This is a genomic window from Anabaena sp. UHCC 0187 (assembly GCF_009712035.1).
In the GTDB taxonomy this organism is placed as follows: Bacteria; Cyanobacteriota; Cyanobacteriia; order Cyanobacteriales; family Nostocaceae; genus Dolichospermum.
In genome coordinates this window covers 144,643-165,830 of sequence record NZ_VILB01000013.1, presented here as the reverse complement: position 1 = coordinate 165,830, position 21,188 = coordinate 144,643, and the positions used below count along the sequence as shown (strand labels likewise).

General features: G+C 37.8%; 21 protein-coding genes. 14 read left to right on the top strand and 7 right to left on the bottom strand.

Annotated features, from left to right (window positions below; all coding sequences use genetic code 11):
* Nucleotides 1-96: 96 nt before the first annotated feature.
* Complete coding sequence (locus FJR11_RS13730) at nt 97-384, bottom strand: YggT family protein (protein ID WP_168504563.1); 288 nt, start codon at nt 382-384, stop codon at nt 97-99.
* 253 nt (nt 385-637) lie between these two features.
* Here FJR11_RS13730 and psbX point away from each other — a divergent pair, with 253 nt between their 5' ends.
* The 4 genes from psbX (at nt 638) to FJR11_RS13710 (ending at nt 3,100) form a co-directional block, all read left to right on the top strand.
* A complete protein-coding gene (gene psbX, locus FJR11_RS13725) occupies nt 638-757 on the top strand; it encodes a photosystem II reaction center X protein (RefSeq protein WP_028083398.1) in 120 nt (39 codons plus the stop codon).
* Between the two features lie 158 nt (nt 758-915).
* Nucleotides 916-1,863, top strand: a complete 948-nt coding sequence (locus tag FJR11_RS13720) for a Ycf66 family protein (protein WP_168504561.1) — start codon at nt 916-918, stop codon at nt 1,861-1,863.
* A gap of 32 nt (nt 1,864-1,895) precedes the next feature.
* Nucleotides 1,896-2,453 (top strand): PD40 domain-containing protein, encoded by a 558-nt coding sequence (locus FJR11_RS13715; protein WP_168504559.1) that lies wholly within the window; start codon nt 1,896-1,898, stop codon nt 2,451-2,453.
* Between the two features lie 122 nt (nt 2,454-2,575).
* Nucleotides 2,576-3,100 carry a PD40 domain-containing protein gene (locus FJR11_RS13710; protein ID WP_168504557.1) on the top strand — a complete coding sequence of 175 codons (525 nt, stop codon included), beginning with the start codon at nt 2,576-2,578 and terminating at the stop codon, nt 3,098-3,100.
* Between the two features lie 103 nt (nt 3,101-3,203).
* Here the strand turns inward: FJR11_RS13710 and FJR11_RS13705 are convergent, their stop codons facing one another.
* Entirely contained in the window at nt 3,204-4,199 is a 996-nt protein-coding gene (locus FJR11_RS13705; RefSeq protein WP_174763048.1) for a succinate dehydrogenase/fumarate reductase iron-sulfur subunit, read from the bottom strand.
* Between the two features lie 1,284 nt (nt 4,200-5,483).
* On the opposite strand from FJR11_RS13705, the gene FJR11_RS13700 reads away from it, so the two are divergent.
* A complete protein-coding gene (locus FJR11_RS13700) occupies nt 5,484-5,909 on the top strand; it encodes an AbrB family transcriptional regulator (RefSeq protein WP_168504553.1) in 426 nt (141 codons plus the stop codon).
* Nucleotides 5,910-6,106: 197 nt separating this feature from the next.
* Nucleotides 6,107-6,976, top strand: coding sequence for a CPBP family intramembrane glutamic endopeptidase (locus FJR11_RS13695; RefSeq protein WP_174763047.1), 870 nt, complete (start codon nt 6,107-6,109; stop codon nt 6,974-6,976).
* A gap of 51 nt (nt 6,977-7,027) precedes the next feature.
* Here FJR11_RS13695 and FJR11_RS13690 read toward each other — a convergent pair whose 3' ends face one another.
* Nucleotides 7,028-7,411: a hypothetical protein gene (locus FJR11_RS13690; protein ID WP_168504551.1), complete on the bottom strand. Its 384-nt coding sequence runs from the start codon at nt 7,409-7,411 to the stop codon at nt 7,028-7,030.
* A 133-nt stretch (nt 7,412-7,544) separates the two neighbouring features.
* Here FJR11_RS13690 and hslO point away from each other — a divergent pair, with 133 nt between their 5' ends.
* Together hslO and FJR11_RS13680 are read left to right on the top strand one after the other, a co-directional pair.
* Nucleotides 7,545-8,450: an Hsp33 family molecular chaperone HslO gene (gene hslO, locus FJR11_RS13685; protein ID WP_168504549.1), complete on the top strand. Its 906-nt coding sequence runs from the start codon at nt 7,545-7,547 to the stop codon at nt 8,448-8,450.
* A gap of 169 nt (nt 8,451-8,619) precedes the next feature.
* Entirely contained in the window at nt 8,620-10,695 is a 2,076-nt protein-coding gene (locus FJR11_RS13680) for a chromosome segregation ATPase (RefSeq protein WP_168504547.1), read from the top strand.
* 72 nt (nt 10,696-10,767) lie between these two features.
* Here FJR11_RS13680 and crtD read toward each other — a convergent pair whose 3' ends face one another.
* Complete coding sequence (gene crtD, locus FJR11_RS13675) at nt 10,768-12,276, bottom strand: C-3',4' desaturase CrtD (protein WP_168504545.1); 1,509 nt, start codon at nt 12,274-12,276, stop codon at nt 10,768-10,770.
* 138 nt (nt 12,277-12,414) lie between these two features.
* Between crtD and FJR11_RS13670 the strand changes: the two genes are divergently transcribed.
* The 5 genes from FJR11_RS13670 to FJR11_RS13650 all read left to right on the top strand — a co-directional run bounded on the left by FJR11_RS13670 (nt 12,415) and on the right by FJR11_RS13650 (nt 17,787).
* Nucleotides 12,415-13,131 carry a hypothetical protein gene (locus FJR11_RS13670; RefSeq protein WP_168504543.1) on the top strand — a complete coding sequence of 239 codons (717 nt, stop codon included), beginning with the start codon at nt 12,415-12,417 and terminating at the stop codon, nt 13,129-13,131.
* 361 nt (nt 13,132-13,492) lie between these two features.
* The gene (locus tag FJR11_RS13665) at nt 13,493-14,878 is read left to right on the top strand and encodes an AAA family ATPase (protein WP_168504541.1); all 1,386 of its coding nucleotides are present in this window, start codon (nt 13,493-13,495) and stop codon (nt 14,876-14,878) included.
* Nucleotides 14,868-15,452, top strand: a complete 585-nt coding sequence (locus FJR11_RS13660; RefSeq protein WP_168504538.1) for a hypothetical protein — start codon at nt 14,868-14,870, stop codon at nt 15,450-15,452. Before FJR11_RS13665 ends, FJR11_RS13660 begins: the two co-directional genes overlap by 11 nt.
* A 121-nt stretch (nt 15,453-15,573) precedes the next feature.
* On the top strand, nt 15,574-16,851 hold the full coding sequence (locus FJR11_RS13655) for a pitrilysin family protein (protein ID WP_168504536.1): 1,278 nt from the start codon (nt 15,574-15,576) through the stop codon (nt 16,849-16,851).
* Between the two features lie 69 nt (nt 16,852-16,920).
* On the top strand, nt 16,921-17,787 hold the full coding sequence (locus FJR11_RS13650; RefSeq protein ID WP_174763046.1) for a fructosamine kinase family protein: 867 nt from the start codon (nt 16,921-16,923) through the stop codon (nt 17,785-17,787).
* Between the two features lie 66 nt (nt 17,788-17,853).
* Here the strand turns inward: FJR11_RS13650 and FJR11_RS13645 are convergent, their stop codons facing one another.
* The 3 genes from FJR11_RS13645 to FJR11_RS13635 all read right to left on the bottom strand — a co-directional run bounded on the left by FJR11_RS13645 (nt 17,854) and on the right by FJR11_RS13635 (nt 20,354).
* On the bottom strand, nt 17,854-19,317 hold the full coding sequence (locus tag FJR11_RS13645) for a YARHG domain-containing protein (RefSeq protein ID WP_168504534.1): 1,464 nt from the start codon (nt 19,315-19,317) through the stop codon (nt 17,854-17,856).
* A 111-nt stretch (nt 19,318-19,428) separates the two neighbouring features.
* Nucleotides 19,429-19,995, bottom strand: coding sequence for a GIY-YIG nuclease family protein (locus tag FJR11_RS13640; protein ID WP_168504532.1), 567 nt, complete (start codon nt 19,993-19,995; stop codon nt 19,429-19,431).
* Nucleotides 19,996-20,030: 35 nt separating this feature from the next.
* On the bottom strand, nt 20,031-20,354 hold the full coding sequence (locus FJR11_RS13635; RefSeq protein ID WP_168504530.1) for a hypothetical protein: 324 nt from the start codon (nt 20,352-20,354) through the stop codon (nt 20,031-20,033).
* 282 nt (nt 20,355-20,636) lie between these two features.
* On the opposite strand from FJR11_RS13635, the gene FJR11_RS13630 reads away from it, so the two are divergent.
* On the top strand, nt 20,637-21,035 hold the full coding sequence (locus tag FJR11_RS13630; RefSeq protein WP_168504528.1) for a hypothetical protein: 399 nt from the start codon (nt 20,637-20,639) through the stop codon (nt 21,033-21,035).
* The last annotated feature ends 153 nt before the right edge of the window (nt 21,036-21,188 follow it).

Here is a 21,188-nt window from a genome sequence, read left to right as displayed (position 1 = left end):
TGGTGATTGGTAATTGGTGATTGGTGATTGGTGATTGGTGATTGGTAATTGGTGATTGGTGATTGGAAAAAACTATTACCCATTACCCATTACCCATTACCTATATAACATAGTCAGTAACCCTTGCTGACCTAGTAAAATTTCTCGGATAAAACTAAAAATCCCTACCCAAATAATCGGGGTAATATCTACACCACCAATGGGTTGTACAAACTTCCGCAACGGGATTAAAAAGGGTTCAGTCGGCCAAGCGATAAGACTAAAAGGCAAACGATTGAGATGGAATTGGGGATACCACGTCAGAATAATGCGGAAAATAAATAAAAACGTCATCACTCCCAAAAAGGGGCCAAGAATCCAAGTAGTCAAGTTAACACCAGTCATTTTGTTTAGCTAATATTTGTGAGAACATCCTCAACTTATGCCTAAGTTGAGAAACTTTAAGTTTTGTAACGCATTCTTTCTTCAATTTTAACTAAATAGTGCCATTTTATTGTGAGAATGGAAAAACAAAGTTATTGACTTGGGATCATCCATCAAGTAGATACCAAGTTAGATAGATAATCCTGTTCTACTTTTCAAGAAAGTAATCCAAGATTAAGATAAGGATAAACTGTGTAATAAAAGGTTGAGAACTATGACACCCTCTTTAGCAAATTTTCTTTGGAGTCTGGTTTGGGGTACTGCGATTGTTGTTATCCCTGCTACTGTTGGTCTAATTTTCATTAGCCAAAAAGATAAAATCCAACGTTTTTAATTCTTAGGGATTGGGGACTGGGGAAGAATTTTCTGCTTTCTTCTCCTTTCTCCCGAATTTCTGGACTCCAGTATTCTGCTTCTACAATATTATGACTGGTTAAAATAGTGATAGTAAGTGTAACTCGTTAATATAGATTTGATATTAGGAAAACGCCAATGGTTAATTTTGGGCTGAACTCAGCCAGTGTTTTAGCTCAGGTAAATTTTGGAGCGAACTCAGCCAGTATTCTGGGAATTTTCCTGGCTGTAGCTGGAGCAGCACTGTACTTTCTTCGGACTGTCCGGCCAGAACTGTCAAGAGACCAAGACATCTTTTTTGCAGCGGTTGGCTTATTATGCGGGTTTATTCTTGTCTTCCAAGGATGGCGACTTGATCCAATTTTACAATTTGGTCAGTTGCTTTTGGTCGGTTCTACGGTATTTTTTGCGGTTGAAAGTATTCGTCTGCGGAGTATCGCTACTCAACAAGCTAAACGCAATACTCCCATTGTGGATGATGAGCGCGAAGTCAGCAGAAAATATTCTTATTCTGAGCGCCGCAATTATCAAGCTGAGATGGATGCAGATTTAGAACCGCTACCTTATGAAGAAGAGGAAGAAGCTCCTCAACGTCCAAGAATTCGCGGTAGTCGAGATGAACGTTCTCCCCGTGATGACTATTACGAAAATCAAGCACCACGCAGTTCACAAAACCCACGGAACAGGGAAAGACCAGATTCAGGAGAAAGAAAGCGTCGTCCTAATTCCGGGCGTTCAGTCAGTCGTCCCAGTGATAGTTATGAAGATGAAAATTGGGGTTCTGCTCCTAGACAAGTTGATGATTGGGAAAGTTCAAATTCCCAAGATGAGGTAAGAAAACCACCACGTCGCAATAATAGCGGTAATAACAGTAATAGCGGTAATAATCGCCCCCAACGCCCAGAAAGCCGTGAGGATGATGTTGCTCCTACTCCTAGACCCAGAAAACGTCGTCCTCCCAGAGACTCAGTTCCTCCGAGAAGACAGGATGATGATGAGGCTATACCAACGGATTATGTACCATACAATCCCATTAATAAGCCCAATAATGAGCCAGATAATTCCGATTTTGATGATGACATTTAGAACATTTGGGGTGGACGACGGAAAACAGTAATGTGAAAACATTTACACCTAGCTTCTGGCTCCAAAAGTCTATTTATTGGAGCCTAATTTTTGGTTTGACAAGTTTACTAATATCTTGTGCTGCTGATAATATCCCGATGGGAGTAACTTCTCTGAATAGCCGATATACTGAGGAACAACCGTCAATCAGTGGAAATGGCCGTTTTTTGGCGTTTATCTCCAATCGTTCTCGTCATCAGCAGTTGTTGGTATACGATTTAGAAAATCAAAGTTTTATTCCCACACCGGGCTTAAACCGACAATCGGTAATTGCGGAAAGTCCTAGTTTGAGTTATACAGGACGCTATATTTGTTATATTACCAGTGATCAAGGTAGACCAGTTGTAGCACTCTATGATCGGGCTTCGCAAAATTCACAAATTCTGACTCCGACCTTTCGTGGGTGGGTGAGAAATCCTACTATTAGTCCTGACGGGCGTTATATTGCCTTTGAATCCGCTAGTCGTGGACAATGGGATATTGAAGTTCTCGATAGAGGTCCAACTATTGAGTTAGATATTCCTAATGGTGCAACGGTGAATATCAATTAAAATTTATATTGTCAGAATCAGGATGTCCAGGATTTAAGGATTAACAGGATTGGTAATTGATAATTGGTAATTAATTGATTTATTAACGCTTTTGGCTTTTGTTCCTTGTTCCTCATTTCTAAATGAATTATAAATTATCAATTATTTTAATTTTCTGCTCAACTCTATTAACTGGGTGTTTTGGCTATCCGCGTTTACTCAGTTATCCCTTTGATTCAGGGGGTAGGAGTCTTAATAGTTTTTCGTCGGAATTAAATCCGCAAATTTCGGGGAGATATATGGTGTTTACGAGCGATCGCAGAGGGAGTCAAGATGTATATATGTTTGATACGGTGACTCGGAATTTGGTAGATTTACCTGGTTTAAATTCCTTTGATACGATTGCTTCTCATCCTGCGGCTTCTGATAATGGTAAATTTATTGTTTTTGCTGCTAGTCGTCAAGGACGAACACAAATTGTTTTTTATGATCGAGATGTCCGTCAATCACGGAATTTAGCCGGTGATATCCAAGGAGAAGTCCGCAATCCTACTATTAGTGCTGATGGTAGTAGAATTGCGTTTGAATATAGCAATAATGGACAATGGGATGTTTTAGTTTATGACCGGTTTGGGCGAAAATTGAATATTCCTCAAGATCCAAGTTAATCAAGGAGTCAGGAGTCAGGAGTCAGGAGAAAAGAAAGAAGAAGGAAGGAAGAATAAAGAGTCAAGTATGGACGCAAGGCCTGCGCCCAGAATATAGAATCAATTAATCAGTATTTTGTACAGATTCGATGAGCGATCGCACTTCCTGAGTTCCTTCAGATGGTTCAAAGGAAAGGGGAAATTTGCCTTTAACTAGCATTCGTAAACCTAAAGGTGCAAGACTGAGTAAACCTTGCAAATCGCGGAAATAATTACCAACTACTTGAATCCCAAATTGACGTTCATCAATCCAACCACCTTGTTTTACTAAGTCTATTAAAACTTTGCGGTGACGAATTGAGCGACTATCACTCGCTTCTTTGCGTTCCAGAATTTCCTGTTTAATTTTGGTAATTTGCTCTAATGGGGCAACTTCCATGGGACAAACCGAATCACAATAAAGACAACGAGTACAACCCCAAACTCCTTGAGTTCCTGCGCTATAGTTTTCTAATCGTTCTTCTGTGTCACTATCGCGGGAATCTGCCACCATGCGATAGGCTTTAGCTAAGGCATGGGGACCAACAAAGTCAGGATTGACTTCCAGAGCATTACATTCAGAATAACAAGCTCCACACATAATACAATTGCCCGTTTGATCAAGGAGCGATCGCTCTTGTGGCGTTTGTAAGAACTCTCTTTCGGGAACTTGTCTACTTGCTGTACTCACATAAGGGGCAACTTTTTCCAAATTATTCCAAAAACCATTCATATCCACAACCAAATCTTTAATTACAGGCATATTCCCCAAAGGTGCAACTGTAATTTCTGGAGTAGCCTGAGACTGATTTGCAAATGATGATATTTTCTCCAGTCTAGCCAGTTCACTGCCCACATTTTCCTTACAAGCCAAAGCAGAACGCCCATTAATCCGCACAGCACAACTACCACAAATTGTATTGCGGCAATTTTTGCGAAATGCTAAAGTTCCATCTTGTTCCCACTTAATCTGATTGAGACAATCCAGGATAGTATTCCCTGGTTCTACCTCCAAAACGTAGGATTTGAAAACAGGGTGAGAATTTTCTTGTTGTCGAGTAATTTTAAAAATAACTTCCATTATTATCAATCCAAATCTTGGGTTCAAATCTTCTCTCTGCCTTACCCACCTCAAAATCATGAAGCTAGGGAGGGATGAAGTCCAAAGCATGAAGTATAAAAATACATTTTCTCTTATGCTTGACTTAACCGCAGCCTTCACTCTTGATCCTTTACACTTAAGACTTCTTTCGTCAAGCCCTAGTTATCAAAATTCTACATCCTTAAATATATAGAAGTGTTAAAGCCAGTGAATATCTTTCCTCATGGCTATCAAATACCCAATAGATGTGGTAAATTTATTCTTCCCCTAGACAGACGTAGATAATCTAATCAGAGCTTTAAATCTGACGATGATCAATAATGGAATGGGGATTTTCCACCCTGTTTCTCGTTTCTAGTCACTGATAGCTGGCGTAGAGAAGCCATAGAAACTGTAGAATTTAACTGATTCACTCCAAGAAAGCTAGTGGAAATCAGATTAACTTTTATAAAAGTCTTGACATTCTCCTCATGACAGTATGAAGCCTTGGGAAAATCTCTACTGCATTTTACCTCCTCAACTCCAGCGCGTGAGATCAAAATTTAACTGAAATATGAATTTTAAATTCAAAAAATATTTTGCTATTATTATTTCATGCTAGTATTTAATAGAAAATTACGAACTAACAAAATTAGAAACAATAGCCGCATAAGCACGACTAACACTTCTAAGTTTACTCGTAATGTAGAGACTGGAAAATTCATGTCTCTACTGGCAGAATAAAAGGGTGTATGTCCGTTAGACCACATACAAATACTATGCTATCTTCAGCTAAAGATGAGAATTAGGTGCAAACCGATAACTCAAAAGCAAGTAAGATTAGCAGTGAATGTGAAAAACCTGTAATTTATTGGCTCTACGCGGCAGTTTCTCTATTTGGGGAAACCCCAAGACCGGACTGCCTTAACTTTTTTGGAGTAGAACTAACCTGATTTGTAAAGGTGGCTTGAAGTTACACCGATACAACAGCGCCCAAAGAGAAAATAATTTAATTTCTGATGGCCAATGATGGTTAAAAGCGTAGTAAAATTACTGAAATAAATGTTTGTGGTAACTATGACTTAGAAACCTATTATAGATAACTATAATAGATTCACTGGTTGCTTCCATATCAGCAGGAATTCACCCATCACCCTCATGTTTTGTTTATTTCTGAAGTCCAGTTGCGCTGATTGCTCAATACTAGACTCACAAGAAAATTTTTAAATGGCTAACGCCATGCTACGCTATCAATTTGAAGAGATTAAGGAAAATTAGAGCATAATGACTGAAACTGCAACTGCCCCATTAACTGGAAAAACATTACTGGCGAAAGTTAAAGAACTTTCCACTTTACCACGTCGGGAAAGAGCAAAGCAATGTGGTTATTACACCGTTACTAAAAATAGCCAGGTTCGCGTTAATTTAACAGACTTTTATGATGCTTTGCTGTCAGCTAGAGGCATTCCCCTCAGCCCAGAAGCACCAAAAGATGGACGTGGCCGCGAACCGACATACCGGGTTAGTGTTCATCAAAATGGTCAAATTGTGATTGGTGCAACTTACACCAAAGCGATGAACCTAAAGCCCGGTGATGAATTTGAAATTAGACTAGGTTACAAACATATTCACTTAATTCAACTTGGTGAAGGTGACAAACAATTAACCCAGTCAGATGATGGTGCTGATGAATCAGACGCAGAAGAATAAATTTTTTCACCTATCAGGGGTAGTTTTTCCGTTAATGCTGAAAAATCTATCCCTAAAGCTACCGCTAATTAGTAGTTGTAGTTAAATAATTTCAGTGGCATAAGACATAAAAAACGTTTTGGCCTCTTCCATTAGTCACAAATTCTAGTAGAGTCTTGATTATTCATCAAGAAATCTGTTGTTGCAGGAAGTTAGTCATGTTTTTTATGTCTATTGCGCTGTCATTTTTAAAGTTATCGGCCAATACTTTGCTGGAGTTTCTCAAAGATACACCAGTATTTTTGGTCATGGCTTTTTTTATTGTTTGGATAGGTTGCTGGTTGCCATTGGTAGCAATTTTAGCCATTACCTTGAATTGGCAAATACATAAATCTTTACAACCAGAGCAAAAAATTCCTTTATTGGTATCTCTCTATTTATTAATCCCCCTGATTCTCTGGGGATTTCAATGGTTGAACTTGGGATCTTTTGCTGATTATGGATTAGTAGGGGAAGTTTCTATTTTCACGTCTTTATTGCTAGGTTTTAGCTTGGGCGTTTTCAGTCTAGCTATCGTGTTTTTTGGGCAAATTTGCGCCGGTTGGTGCTATTTAGAAAAATCTCATCTCAAGTTAATACCATCTAGTTTATTGACAATTTCCCTAGTGGCTTTGTTTGTGGGGGGAATCGAAGAACTGGTATTTCGGGGATTTATATTCACTCAATTAGAACAAAATTATTCAATTTGGTTAGCTGCAATTATTTCTAGCTTGGTTTTTGCTGTCTTACATTTGGTCTGGGAACAAAAAGAAACTCTTCCTCAACTGCCTGGATTATGGCTAATGGGTATGGTATTAGTATTAGCCAGATTAGCTGATGGTAATAGTTTAGGGATAGCTTGGGGACTTCATGCTGGTTGGGTATGGGCGATCGCTACTATAGATACAGTAGGATTAATCACCTACACAGATCAAGTTTCGACCTGGGTAACGGGTATCAATAAAAAACCCCTCGCGGGGTTAACAGGAATTATTTGCGTTTTAGCAACGGGGGGAGTGCTTTTATGGGTATCTGTAATTGCTAGATAATCTTTTTCTCACGCAGAGGCGCAGAGGCGCAGAGAGGAGGAAGAGGAGAGGTTATTTGGTTGCGGTTAAGAATTGGCGTAAGCTGACTAAGCTCAGGGTTTGTCCTAAGTTTAGTGGTAAGATGGATATCCCTTCTAATCGGGATTGTATCCAGCCTTCTCCCCAGTACCATTCGTGAAAGCCATCAATGCCTCCACTCAGTAGTAAACGTAAGCAATTGGGTTTTACTACGTCTACTCGATGATGAATGGATATGGGTCCTGTGTGAGTAGTAAATTCAAATCCTGGGGGTAATTCTGTGGGCATTTCTGGGGGGAAACTTTGCCCCAATAGCCATTTTTTTAGCTGTGCAGGATGCAAAATACTGTCATGAATAGCATCGGCTGATGCTGCGATTTCGATGCGGATTTGGCTTTGTTGAAATCTTCCTAGCATGGTAATTGGTAATTGGTAATTATTTCTCCCTGCCCCCTGCCCCCTGCCCCCTTCTCCCTGCCCCTTTCCTCCCTTCAGTCACGAAACCGCCTAAAATATAAAAGTCATCTTGTAAAGAATTGTAAGGTTTTTCATGGCAGATCAATTAATTCGTGCGACTGCGGCGGATGGTGGTATTAAGGCTGTAGGCGTGATTACCACCCGGTTAACAGAAGAGGCTAGACAACGCCATAAACTATCCTATGTGGCCACAGCAGCATTGGGAAGAACCATGGCTGCTGGTTTGTTGATGGCTTCCAGTATGAAACGGGTAGGCTCTAGGGTAAATGTGCGAGTTAAGGGAGATGGTCCTTTAGGTGGTATATTGGCAGATGCGGGCTTAGATGGTACCGTCAGGGGCTATGTCGGTAATCCCTCTGTGGAATTGCCACCTAATCATAAGGGTAAATTAGATGTTGGGGGGGCAGTGGGTGCAGGCTTTCTTTATGTAGTCCGCGATATTGGCCATGGCTTCCCTTACTCTAGTACCGTAGAACTGGTTTCAGGGGAAATAGGTGATGATGTTGCTCATTATTTAGCAAGTTCCGAACAAACTCCTTCAGCTTTGGTTTTAGGTGTATTTGTGGGAGAACAGGGCGTAACGGCAGCGGGAGGAATACTGATCCAAGTGCTACCCAAAGCGGCTAGGGATGAGGAGCTAGTGGCTACCTTAGAATCACGGGTTTCGGCTTTATCCGGATTTACCCCATTACTGCAAGCGGGTAAAACACTGACAGAAATCTTTAACGATTTGTTAGGAGATATGGAATTGAACATATTTCCTGAAACTCAGATGTTACGCTTTCATTGTGGCTGCTCTTTTGATCGGGTGCTAGGAGCGCTGAAAATATTAGGAGAAGCTGAACTGCAAGACATGATTGTTAAAGATAATGGTGCTGAAGCAACTTGTGACTTTTGCGGTAATGTTTATCAGGCAAGTAGTGATGATTTAACCCAGTTAATTGGAGATTTGCAAGGAGAATCTTCAATTTCTGGTTAATGTAACCAGTCACACTCAAATCAAAAAACAGTAATGTTATTGGTGGGGGTGGTGAATGTCAAGATTGGTTTTTCTAGATGGGAAAGTTAGGATAGCAAACATAAAATTATCTATATTGATATTGATCTACCTACTTTCATATCGCTATTCAATTAGTGTGGTGTGAGCAATGACAGAGCGGGATATTCCAGATAATTGGTCTCAAGACCAAGTAGGAGAACCAATTGGGGTTCAACCCAACTATATACCAAATAATCAAACTGCTGATACTGCTGCGATGAGTTCTCATTCTCAGTCCGTGAATAAAAGTAAAAAGAAAGATGGCGCAGGTTTGTCTATAAATAATGATTCAGAACCTACTTTTAATCTCAATATTTTAATTGAGAGAATGCCGCGCTGGACTAAAAGCTGGGTTCCGTGGGCAGTCATTCTCACTTTGATTCCTGGTACTATGGGTTTTCTGTCCATATCCATGCTGTTTAAGCTTCCCTCTGCACCTAATTGTCCACAAATTTTCTGGCCTTTGGCTAGTGCGTCAGTTAGGTTGCACTGCGCTCAGTTGGCGGCTTCTAAGCAAACAATTAATGATTTGCTCCAAGCAATTACTCTCGTCAAACAACTACCAGACAATCATCCTTTGCGGGGCGAAATTAATCGTCTTTTGGAGGAATGGTCACGGGATATTCTCAAGCTGGCTGATGAAAGTTTCCAATCGGGGAATTTGGAGGAAGCTATCACTACAGCCCGGAAAATTCCTACTGATGTAAAGGTTAGTGAACTGGTAGAAGAGCAAATTCAAAAATGGCAGACGATTTGGTCAAAAGCTGAAGGAATTTACCAAGAAGCCGAGAAGGAACTGCGTCAGCGACGTTGGCAATCGGCTTTTATGCTTACAGCTAAATTGCTGCGGGTAGATAATAAATACTGGGCAAGCACTAAATATGATCAATTAAATAACATTATTGTCACGGCGCGGGAAGATGGGGATAGACTTTACAAAGCAGAAGATTTAGCGAAAAGTCGCAATGTAGATAATTTACTCAAAGCTATTAAATTAGCTGAAGCCATTAAACCAGAAAGTTATCTATATCAAAAAGCCCAAGAGTTAATATCTGGATTTGCTCGAAAAATGCTGAACCTGGCACAAGTGAAAATGAAAGAGCGAGATGCCGATACAGCTTTGGAAATTGCCCGACAAATCCCCCCTATTCCTGAATTACAGGCAGAAGTTGATGATTTTATGCTGTTGGGTGAAGCCCAAAGAAGTGCCTTTATTGGTACTGTGGCTGGGTTAGAAACCGCGATTTCCCAAGCTCAACAAATAGATGCTTCTAGGGATGTTTATAATCAAGCCCAACAATTAATTGCCCGTTGGCAATTAGAAATTGAAGATGTTTCTCGGTTAGAAAAAGCCCGCAATTTAGCCAGTCAAGGTACTGTTAATGATTTAACAGCAGCTATTTCGGAAGTACAGCTAATTCCTGGGAATAATCCTCGCAGTACAGAAGCCCGTCAAGAAGTGGGACGTTGGCGCGGCCAAGTGGAGACGATTGAAGACAGACCATATTTAGAAAGGGCTGAACAAATAGCCATCGGTGAAGATATTAACTCATTACAAACAGCGATCGCTGAACTTAATCAAATTCGTTCTGGACGAGCATTATATCCAGAAGCGAGGAAAAAGATTAGACTATGGACAGCAAAAATTGAGCGGATTCAAGATCAACCGTACTTAGATCAAGCCAAGGCATTAGCCGACAATGGTAATTTGACAACGGCTATTAGTGAAGCCCAAAAAATTGCCTCATCAGGACGGGCTTTATCAAGTGAAGCCCAAACATCTATAGATACTTGGCAAGAACAAATTCGCGCTAAAGACAGTTGGCAAAAAGCCAAGCAAGTTGCAGTTACTGGCACACCAGAAGCTTTAGTTCAAGCTATTCAATTAGCAAATCGGGTATCTGATCGTAACAATTTACGTTTAGATGTGAATATTGCTATTGACCAATGGAGTCAACAATTGTTGCAAATGGCACGTTCTCAAAGTGAAGTGGATGTTGCTAGAGCCATTGATACAGCCAAGTTAATTCCCCGTGGTAGTAGTGCTTATACTGATGCCAAAGAACAAATTAAAACTTGGCGGCAATTTATGACTCCTAAATCACCACCTATTCCATCTGTGGAATCTACACCGGAAGTAACACCGACAGTTGAAGAATCTCAGCCTTTAGCAAGTCCTAATTAATTTTGGACAATATCACTCTGTAGATTTTACTCTCTGTGTTCTCTGCGCCTCTGCGTGAGACAAAATCTACTCTTAAGCCTGAATTTGCCTAACTACCGTCAAAGCTGAATAACTTACCCCGGCTGTACCCTCTCCAGGATGTGTAGAATCGCCAACTAACCATAAATTATTAATAGGAGTCCGATTAGCAAAACCAAAGGGGCCAAAGGTGGGAATTCTTTGACCAATACCACCAACAATTCCCTTTTCTCTACCTGTATAATGAGCAAAGGTGCGAGGTGTGGCTGCTTCTACATAAATAATAGTTTCTGGCTTTAAATAGAAATATTCAGAAAGTTTGGATATTGCTTCTTGAGTAAATTTTTGTTTTAACTCTTCATAATTTTGAGTTTCCCACCAGGGAGTAAAATCAACAAAGGAAGAGGCGATAATTGTGGCTTTTCCTAATGGTGCGCGGCCATCTCCTTCGTGACTCACAGATACAAACAGGGAATTGTTTTCTCCAATGGGTTTATTAATATCATATAAAAATTGTAAATGCGGTGGACAATTAGGGGGAATTGCACTTTTATCTACACCTAAATAAACTACAAATGCACCGGAAGCTGGTGGAAGTTTTTCTACTCTTTGTTTATATCCAGATGGCGCATTTTCTCCTAATAATTGGACTAAGTTTTGAACGGTGACATTACCAATGATATGATCTGCTGATTCTGTCCAAGTTTCCCCGGTTTTCTGATTTTTAATACTTACGGATTTAGCTTGGTTATTTTCAACTTGGATTTTTTCGACGGTGTGGCGCATTAATAATTTACCACCATCTCTTTCTAATGATTCTACCAAGCGATCGCTCAATACTTGCATACTTCCTTGGAGATGAAATAATCCTTGGGGTAATTGGGATACACTCAAGGCTGTGGCTGCATAAAGTAAAGCTGTTTCTTCCGCACTAACTTGAGAATATAATTTCAGTTGTAAATCTAAAAATGTCCGCAGTCTTTGATCATTTCCTAAACCACATAATCGCAAAGCATCACCAACAGTAAATAAGGTGAAAGGTGCGGTAATTAATGTACTCGGACGCACTGCTTTAATTAATTGTCCTAAATCCCATAAATTCCGGGGTGGTAAAACAGGATCACGTCCTTGAAATTCCCAACTAGCATTAAATAAAGTTGCTAATAATTGCCAAAAAGGTTCACTTCCCGGAAACTGTTTTTGGCGTTCTTCTTGCCATTTTTGCGAATCACGCCAGACATTAATTGGTGTAGACTCTCCGGGAAGATATACCGCACAAGCTGGGTCGCAAGGTATAGCTGCGGGTAACTCTATATTTAATTCTGAGAAAATGCGGTGATGAATTCCCCCAGGTTCTAAACCTGCAACTTGCGTCGCACCAACATCAAAGGTAAATCCTTGACGTTTAAATGTGGAAGCGCAACCACCAGGAACTATGGCTTGGTCAAGCATCAGGACGTTATAACTTCTATGGGCTAATAATGCCCCGGCTGTGAGTCCACCTATACCCGCACCAATGACGATGACGCGGGATTGATTTTTTGTAGGAGTAGGATTTGTCATAATTCTTAATATTACTAATTATTATTTTACAATAAAAAATTTATTTCTTGCCAACACACTTAAAAGTGCTTGATTTTTACTTATACTAATTTAGACAGTGTTTATACTGCTAATCAATTCAGCCATAACCAGGAGTTTATGAGTAATAGTTTACAACTCACAGAAGTAGCGATTTCTCTTGTCGCCAAAAATCTCAATCCCGCAGTTTTAAACCCAGACTTCCTCAAATATACAGGGATTATTCCTGCTGACTGGGAACTAGCAAACCAACCAGTTTACAACAATAATTTAGTCCAGTTGGTTTATAAAAATGGTGTGGGAATCATTGTTCAACCTAACCGACTCAATGTATTAGAAATGATAGGGGAAAAACCAGCGACGGAAATTAAACTAGCAGCAGTTGCACTTCAATTGATAGAAAAGTTATCCCAAGTAGAGTATCAAGCAGTGGGAATCAACCCCAAGGCATTTGTGGGTTTTCCATCAGAAGCGGATGCTTATCAGTATATATGCGGTAAACTTTTAGCCCCTGGCTCATGGCAGGAATTCGGAGGTAGTAAAGTTAATGCCGCTTTGGAATTAAGTTATCCCTTAAAACGAGGAGTTTTGAATTTAGCTATTAATCAAGTAAATGTTCAGTTTGGGGAACAGGTAACACCAGCTATTTTATTTTCCGGTAACTTGAATTATCCTCTCACCGGAAATACCGTTAAGGAAAGAATACAAGACTTACAACAAATAATTGCTAATTGGCAAAATGATGTCAACATTTTCCAGCAATTGTTAGTCGAGAAATTCTTATCATCTTCCCCTTCCCCAGCACAACAAATCAGTGCTTCAGTATTTTCAAAATGAGTAAATAAGTAGTGTAGAGACATTTCTTATTTTTCTATTGTGTGGGTTGGGCATTTGTCCCGACCTAATTATTCTTGAATAAATTCAGGACTTACGCAAAACATCTCTCAAATTCTCATTTCTCCGTGACCTCTGTGCTTCTGTGGTTCGTTATTCCATGAGTCTTGCGTAAGTCCTAAAATTAATTATTAATTAGGCTTGATAAATGATAAGTTTTTGTGCATTTAATTTTTATAAATCTAGCGGTCAAGATGCCCATTATAGATAGGTTTCCTGGGCTATAAGCCCTACCTAAGTGTATGTTGAAAAACGGTGAAACATGGTACAATGGTTGGTTGTTTATGAGAGGAAGTTATTTGTTATGTTAAAAACAAAAGTTTTTTTTAATAATCTTGGAGTTATAAAAAAAGGAAACTTAGAACTAAATGATTTTACGTTACTCTGTGGTGCTAATAATACAGGGAAAACCTATGTAATGTATTCTTTATACGGACTAATTGATTATAGTTTTGAAGTAAATTTTAATTTTGTAGAGAATCTTGTTAATCAATTGAGTCAAGAACCAGTTTATCAATACAATATTAAAAATCTAATCGGCGATAATTTAGATGATATTTTAGAAGCAATAACACTGGGAATTAACAAAAACTTACCAAATATATTTGGAACTAACCTTGATGAATTTAATAAAACTCAAATTAAATTAGAACTTGATATTGATTTAATTTTAACCAATCTAACTAATCAAAAATGGCAACATCGCTTATTTTTAGGAAATAAAGAATCAGACTGGTTTTTAGATATTCAAAAATCAGAAAATGATCCTAATATAACTTTTACAATGCGAGATAAAGGTATTCCCCTTAGATTATTAATAGAGTTGATATCTGCCCATATTGCTCTTTTTATTTTAAACCAAAATGATAGAATTAATAATCACAATTGTTTTTTAATTCCTGCTGAACGTGCGGGACTCAATTTATTTTTTAAAGAATTGTCAAGTATTCGTAATCGTCTAATACATGATGCACAGAAAGACAATATTAATTCGATGGAAGTTTTAAAAGATATTGTTAAATCTCGTTATGCAGAACCAATTTCTGATTATCTTGAGTTTCTGAATGACTTAAATAATTCTAAAAAGAAAAAAAGTAATTATCAAATACAAGCACAATCCATTCAAAAAAATATCATTAAAGGTAAATATAAAATAGATAGTGATGGAGATATATTTTTCTTACCTGATCAAAGTAATAAGAAAAAAATGCCTTTACATTTTACTTCATCTACTGTTAAAACTCTATTCAGCTTAGTTTTTTATCTGGAACATCTGGCTCAACCAGGAGATTACTTGATGATTGATGAACCCGAATTAAGTTTACATCCAGATAATCAACGTAATCTAGCAAGAGTCTTAGGGAAATTGGTGAATAGTGGTGTTAAAGTAGTAGTAAGTACCCATAGTCCTTATTTTGTCCGGGAATTAAATAATCTGATTATGTTAAGCAAATCTTTTGAAAAATCTGATGAATTGCGTCAGCGTTATGGTTATGAAGCTGATGAGTGTTTAAACCCTGAAAAAGTATCTGCTTATCTATTTGCTGATAATACTATCAAACAAATGGAAGTTGATAATAATGAAGGTATTATTGCAGAAACTTTTGATAATGTAATTAATAATCTTAACCAATCTTCCAATGAAATTTACTATGCTTCTCAAGAAGAGGAAGATGGGGATGCCGAGTAAAACTTTAATTGATATAGTAAAGGATGTAATTATAGAAGATCTACATTTAATTACCAATGAAGATGATTTGAGTATTGTGATTGAAGAACAACATGAACAAGCACAATGTCGTTTTGTCAAGATTAATTTAAAGAAATCAATATCTTATTTTGGATTTTCAATAGATAAACACACACAAGGCGGAAAAACTGATCCTATATATCCTTTCTTTAATCCCAAATATCAAGGTATTTGTTCTAAAAATGATGCTATTTTATTTTTGCAAAAATCAAATAAAGTTTATGTTTTGTTGATAGAAATGAAATCTACAAATCTCGGAAATTACTTAAATCAATTAAAAGCAGGTAAGAGCTTAGTTGATTTTGTTTTACAACGCATTCATATCTTTGATAAAATCAATACCGAAGTTGAATTTAGAGGATTATTATTTTCATGTCGTCAGATACCAAATGAGGGAACAACTAAAAAACAAAAAGTTACATTTGAAAATAGAAACGGTTTATTAGTTTCGGAGAATCCAGGGAATAATACTTACTATATACAACAATTTATAGAGAAAATAAATGAGGTTTGAGACTAAGGAAAAAACTAATCAATAAGATTCTTAACTTCTTTCAAAAGTCTTGACAATGTTTACACCATCAAGAAAGTTGTAAGATATAGGAAGTAACAAAGCTCTTCACTCACCACAAGCAATGACATCAACTCTGCTAAATTTTCCGCGTCTTAACGCACCCACGCTGCACCATTTACCAAATGGTTTAACCATTATCGCCGAACAAATGCCAATAGACGCGGTGAATCTCAACTTATGGGTAAAAACTGGTTCGGCAATGGAGTCAGATGCTATTAACGGCATGGCTCACTTTTTAGAACACATGATTTTTAAAGGCACACAGAAACTAATTAGTGGTGAATTTGAACGCCGCATTGAAGAGCGCGGGGCTGTAACTAATGCTGCCACTAGCCAAGATTATACTCACTATTATACCACAACTGCCCCTAAAGATTTTGCAGAATTAGCACCTTTACAAATAGATGTTGTCTGTAATCCTAGTATTCCTGATGATGCTTTTGAGAGAGAACGTTTAGTAGTTTTGGAAGAAATTAGGCGTTCTGAGGATAACCCCCGCCGACGGATTTATCGTCATGCTATGGAAACCGCTTTTGATTCCTTACCTTATCGTCGTGCTGTCCTTGGACCTGAAGCAGTTATTTCTCAAGTTAAACCGCAACAAATGCGAGAATTTCATGCTCATTGGTATCAACCACAATCAATTACAGCCGTAGCTGTAGGTAATTTACCAGTAGAAGAATTAGTAGAAATTATTGCGGAAGAATTTAGTAAAAATCATCAACAAACAATCAACAAACTAACACCAATAGCAGCAATTCCTGAACCTGCATTTACAGAAGTTGTGCGCCGGGAATTTGTTGACGAAACTCTCCAACAAGCCAGATTAATGATAATGTGGCGAGTACCTGGATTAATGGAATTGGATGAAACTTATGCACTTGATGTTTTAGCCGGAATTTTAGGACATGGCAGAACATCTAGACTAGTGCAGGATTTACGGGAAGAACGAGGATTGGTATCTTCAGTTTCTGTGAGTAATATGAGTAATTTATTGCAGGGTATTTTTTCGATTTCCGCTAAATGTGATGTCGAAAATTTAGCTGTTGTGGAAGAAGTTATCGTTCAACATCTTCGCAGATTACAAACAGAATTAGTCAAAGAATCAGAAATTGCCCGTGTTCGACAACGTGTAGCTAATCGGTTTATATTTGGGAATGAAACACCAAGTGATCGCGCTGGGTTGTATGGTTATTATCAGTCATTAATTGGTGATTTAGAACCAGCTTTTAATTACCCCCAATATATTCAAGCACAGGAAGCAACTGATTTAATGCAAGCTGCAAAAAACTATCTTTCGACTGATGCTTATGCTGTCGTTGTCATTAAACCTGTTTAGTTATTAGTCATTAGTTATTGGTAATCTATTCTTAACAACTGACCACTGACCACTAACCATTGACAAACTATGATTTGGACTGAAATTGATACCCATATTACTCAGATTACTGACGAAAAATTTGTAAGTCAGCAGCATTTATCTATCAGTGGTGGATGTATTAACCAAGGTTATGCTGTCAGTGATGGTAAACTGACTTACTTTGTCAAACTTAATCAAGCTTCTCAAGCGTCAATGTTTGCAGCAGAGATGCTGGGGTTACAGCAAATGTATAGCACGGGAACTATCCGCGTTCCTAAACCACTATGTTGGGGAACTACAGGAAATTCTAGCTATATAGTTCTGGAATGGCTGGAAATGACAACTGGTAATCACAAATCTTGGCAAGAAATGGGGCGTAAATTAGCAGCCATGCACAAAACTACCAGTAATCAAGGTTTTGGCTGGGATGTGAATAATACCATCGGTTCTACACCCCAAATCAACAACTTATCTAAGTCTTGGATTGAATTTTATACTCAACACCGTCTAGGTTATCAATTTAAGTTAGCAAAAAAACGCGGTGGTAGTTTTCCGTTAGAAGATCAGTTATTAGCAACTATTCCCAAATTATTAGCAAATTATCAAGTTCAACCCTCTTTAGTTCATGGAGATTTATGGGGAGGAAATGCTGGTTGTACTGTTGAAGGTGAACCAGTAATATTTGATCCCGCAACTTATTTTGGAGATAGAGAAGTTGATATTGCAATGACAGAATTATTTGGAGGTTTTCCACCAACTTTTTATGAAGGTTATGAAGAAGTATTTCCTTTAGATAAAGGATATGAAACACGAAAAACACTTTATAATTTATATCACGTTTTGAATCATTTTAATTTATTTGGTGGTGGTTATGCTTCTCAAGCTAATCGGATGATTGAGAAAATTTTAAACTAATAGATTGAAGAAGGAGTCAAAATAAATTAGTGGGGGATTCATACCCACCACTAATTAATAGAAAACTCATTTCTGAAAGTATCTCAATTGATACTGGTTTTGAAATTTGTCAATATAGGCAATATTATCTATTTCTAACTTTGATAATAATTTATTTATGGGAAATTCCTCTGGTGCATATTGGGGAATATACCAAGACTGTTTATTAAAGTAATCTTGTAAACCTGGATTTTCAAAACGACGACCATAGATAGCAAAAATCGTGTTCCGCATAATATCTAATTCATAACCATTTTTATTCATTAAATCTATATCTGTTACTGGTCTTTCTGATAGCCAAGCATAATTATTGACAGTTGGATTAGTTTCTGGTGTTACTTGTGGGGTAAGACTTGGTGCGATGAATTCAGGATTTGTCGGTGGTTCTCCAGTTGATACAACCACAGGAGTATCAGTAACTGCTGGTGTTTGTATCGTTCTGATTGCAGAATTTGACATCTCAGTTTCTGTTGTAGATTGAAAAGATTGTGTTAATAATTGACTAATAATTACCGATGCTCCAATTAACCCACCTGCAATTAAACTACCCAGAATAATAGTCTGTTGAGTATGAGTTTGACTGTTATTGGAGTGAGAAATAGTTGATTGTTGTACTGTAGATATGAGGTTATTAACGATAGATGGTACTTGGCTGATAGAAAGAGAATTTTCTGGACTTTCCAAGGCAATAAGCATATCTTTGGCCGTAGAATAGCGATCGCGTGGATGATAGGCGATCGCTTTATCAATTACTCTGGCTATAATTGGATCTACATTACTAGTATAATGTCGCCATAATATCTCACCTGTTTGGGAATCCGTCTCTAATTTTTGTGGTCTTTTCCCAGTCAATAAAAAAATTGCTGTTAACCCTAAACTATATAAATCACTAGAATAAATCGGTCTACCTGCTGCTTGTTCACTGGACATAAATCCAGGTGTCCCAATAACAATGGAACTCGTTAGATTCCCTTGGGTATTCAAAACCGTTCCCATAGATTCTCGCACCGCACCAAAATCAATCAGCACAGGTTTACCATCATGATGACGCAAAATAATATTATCCGGCTTAATATCGCGGTGAACGATATGTTCTGAATGAATATAATCCAGAATAGGTAATATATTTATTAATATTTCTCGAACCGCAGTTTCTGTAAATAATCCTTGTTTTTGGAACTTTTTTGTTAAAGTATCACCTTCAATCCATTCTTGTACTAAGTAAAATTGTCCTTCAGAACAGAAATAAGCATATAAAGCAGGAATTTGGTTACAATGACCACCAAGTGTTTCTAAAATAGCTGCTTCCCGTTGGAATCTATCTTGTACTAACTGATAAATCTGGGGATTATTGTGGACTGGTTTTAACTGTTTGACCACGCACATCCGCTTAGATGGCATATACGAATCTGTGGCGAGGAAGGTTTCGCCAAATCCACCAGATGCTAGTGTACGAATAACTTGATAGCGATTATTTAGCAGAGTTTGCATAAATTAGCGCCAGTCAGGGAAAGGATATTTTGTTATACAGTGTACAGCCTTAATGTCTCAATTGTCAGTATTCTTAATCAGAAAAATTACAGTTTGTCACTCTTACCCCATTCACTTCAAATCTAATAATCCCGCTTCTTTTAATTTAGGGTTAAAGCGGATTTGTGTTTTTACGCCTCGTGCTTCTAGAATAGCTAAAATTTCTTCTTCAACGCGTCGCGCCACATTTTTCAAGACTTTGCTTTTGGCAAATTCATCAATTGCTATGTTCTGATAATTATTTTGTTCTTCTGGTGTCATTAATCCTTTCACATCAATGGCATTAATCCACTTTTGTTTATCCATGGCTACGCCACCCAGGCTATCAGCATTAGTCAGAGGAGGATGAGGATTTTCATTAATCCAAGCATTTTCAATATTTTCTAAAATTGTGCGGTTAGGACGGTCTATAGTTTGGACTTTTACCCAATAACAATTTTGAGGTTGACGGACTAAATGTTGTTTCAAACTCAGATAAATATCACGGGAATAGCCAACAAATTGGATAATTTTATCTTGATTAAAAATAGCATAAACTCCAATTTTCCCCTGAAAATCTGCTATTACCTCACCATAATCATCAATATAAGCATAGTATTCCAGACTAGCTAAGATTGGTAAACTTATTTCTGGTGTCATAAATGAATTAAAGATTTAGTGATAGTAATGATTACTTACCCAAGTTTCTTGTAAATTGCACACAGACGACTCGGTTTAAATATTTTAGCATTAAACATGAAATTTGGTGGGACATTGATAATGGCGTAATCCACCGATTCGTGATATTGTTCAAACTCTGCTGGCATTCCTTTAGGGGTAATTAAACTGTAGGGAACTGGTTGAAATAGTAGTTCTGTAAATTCAACTTTCTGCCATTGTAAATTTTGGCAAACTTGGCTTAAAAACACCTCACCCCTTAATAATATAAATAGAGACTCTTGCCATTGAGGTTCTAGGGTAAAACTGGCATCAAAACTTTCAACTATTTTTAAAGACATTGTGGTTAAAGATAGTGATTGATAATTGAGTATAGCAGCCTAGGGTGGGCAATATTCATCTTACCCATATTTTCAAAATCAAAGATGATTCCTATATGTTTACTGAGAATTAGTATATTAGATTATAGTCAAAGAGTAAAATTAAGAACTTTGGAGTTTTACTAACTTTTAACCATCAAGTGAAATGTTATATATTAATGAGGATTAGGAGGATGGAAAATTTTTATAGATAGAACTGTAATCAGAAACCAAAAAACTTTCAACCCTATTCACTGGTATACCATGAAATTACCTTTTATCATCCTGACTTTTTTCTTATGTGAATCTCTATACCATAAGAGTGCAAATGCTAAACCACAGCCAGTTTCTAACATCATAGTTGAACAGAATCAAGCAGCGAATCTAATTACACAACCCGTCACAATTAACAGCTATTGGAATCATACGCTTAAACTAAATACTGAATCACCTTTAAGCATAAACGATAGCCTGGGTAACGACAGCGGAGTCATGGCCAAATGTCAAAAAATAAATCCTCTCAATTACATCAATAATCCAGAATCTTTCTTTCAATCATGTCAAGACGAAAATAACTCAAATCGCCGACTGTATGAGCCAGTTGAGTATCTAAAAGTACCTTCCCTTGATTCAGGAATTAAGATCAAACTTGGTGATTTTTAAGAATTGAACAGAAGAAGTAGGGGTGTAGGGGAGAATATTTTTCTTCTGATTCCCCACCCCAGTCCCCAGTCCCCAGTCCCCAGTCCCCAGTCCCCAGTCCCCAGTCCCCAGTCCCCAGTCCCCAGTCCCCAGTCCCCATTACCTGATGATTAG

Bases quoted from the DNA above. Each gene is read 5' to 3' on its own strand.
- FJR11_RS13645 (WP_168504534.1), bottom strand. From the start codon at position 19,317: ATGCAAACTCTGCTAAATAATCGCTATCAAGTTATTCGTACACTAGCA.
- psbX (WP_028083398.1), top strand. From the start codon at position 638: ATGACACCCTCTTTAGCAAATTTTCTTTGGAGTCTGGTTTGGGGTACT.
- FJR11_RS13650 (WP_174763046.1), top strand. From the start codon at position 16,921: ATGATTTGGACTGAAATTGATACCCATATTACTCAGATTACTGACGAA.
- FJR11_RS13705 (WP_174763048.1), bottom strand. From the start codon at position 4,199: ATGGAAGTTATTTTTAAAATTACTCGACAACAAGAAAATTCTCACCCT.
- FJR11_RS13670 (WP_168504543.1), top strand. From the start codon at position 12,415: ATGAGTAATAGTTTACAACTCACAGAAGTAGCGATTTCTCTTGTCGCC.
- FJR11_RS13720 (WP_168504561.1), top strand. From the start codon at position 916: ATGGTTAATTTTGGGCTGAACTCAGCCAGTGTTTTAGCTCAGGTAAAT.
- FJR11_RS13665 (WP_168504541.1), top strand. From the start codon at position 13,493: ATGTTAAAAACAAAAGTTTTTTTTAATAATCTTGGAGTTATAAAAAAA.
- FJR11_RS13655 (WP_168504536.1), top strand. From the start codon at position 15,574: ATGACATCAACTCTGCTAAATTTTCCGCGTCTTAACGCACCCACGCTG.
- FJR11_RS13730 (WP_168504563.1), bottom strand. From the start codon at position 384: ATGACTGGTGTTAACTTGACTACTTGGATTCTTGGCCCCTTTTTGGGA.
- FJR11_RS13695 (WP_174763047.1), top strand. From the start codon at position 6,107: ATGTTTTTTATGTCTATTGCGCTGTCATTTTTAAAGTTATCGGCCAAT.
- FJR11_RS13680 (WP_168504547.1), top strand. From the start codon at position 8,620: ATGACAGAGCGGGATATTCCAGATAATTGGTCTCAAGACCAAGTAGGA.
- FJR11_RS13690 (WP_168504551.1), bottom strand. From the start codon at position 7,411: ATGCTAGGAAGATTTCAACAAAGCCAAATCCGCATCGAAATCGCAGCA.
- FJR11_RS13660 (WP_168504538.1), top strand. From the start codon at position 14,868: ATGCCGAGTAAAACTTTAATTGATATAGTAAAGGATGTAATTATAGAA.
- crtD (WP_168504545.1), bottom strand. From the start codon at position 12,276: ATGACAAATCCTACTCCTACAAAAAATCAATCCCGCGTCATCGTCATT.
- FJR11_RS13630 (WP_168504528.1), top strand. From the start codon at position 20,637: ATGAAATTACCTTTTATCATCCTGACTTTTTTCTTATGTGAATCTCTA.
- FJR11_RS13710 (WP_168504557.1), top strand. From the start codon at position 2,576: ATGAATTATAAATTATCAATTATTTTAATTTTCTGCTCAACTCTATTA.
- FJR11_RS13700 (WP_168504553.1), top strand. From the start codon at position 5,484: ATGACTGAAACTGCAACTGCCCCATTAACTGGAAAAACATTACTGGCG.
- FJR11_RS13635 (WP_168504530.1), bottom strand. From the start codon at position 20,354: ATGTCTTTAAAAATAGTTGAAAGTTTTGATGCCAGTTTTACCCTAGAA.
- hslO (WP_168504549.1), top strand. From the start codon at position 7,545: ATGGCAGATCAATTAATTCGTGCGACTGCGGCGGATGGTGGTATTAAG.
- FJR11_RS13640 (WP_168504532.1), bottom strand. From the start codon at position 19,995: ATGACACCAGAAATAAGTTTACCAATCTTAGCTAGTCTGGAATACTAT.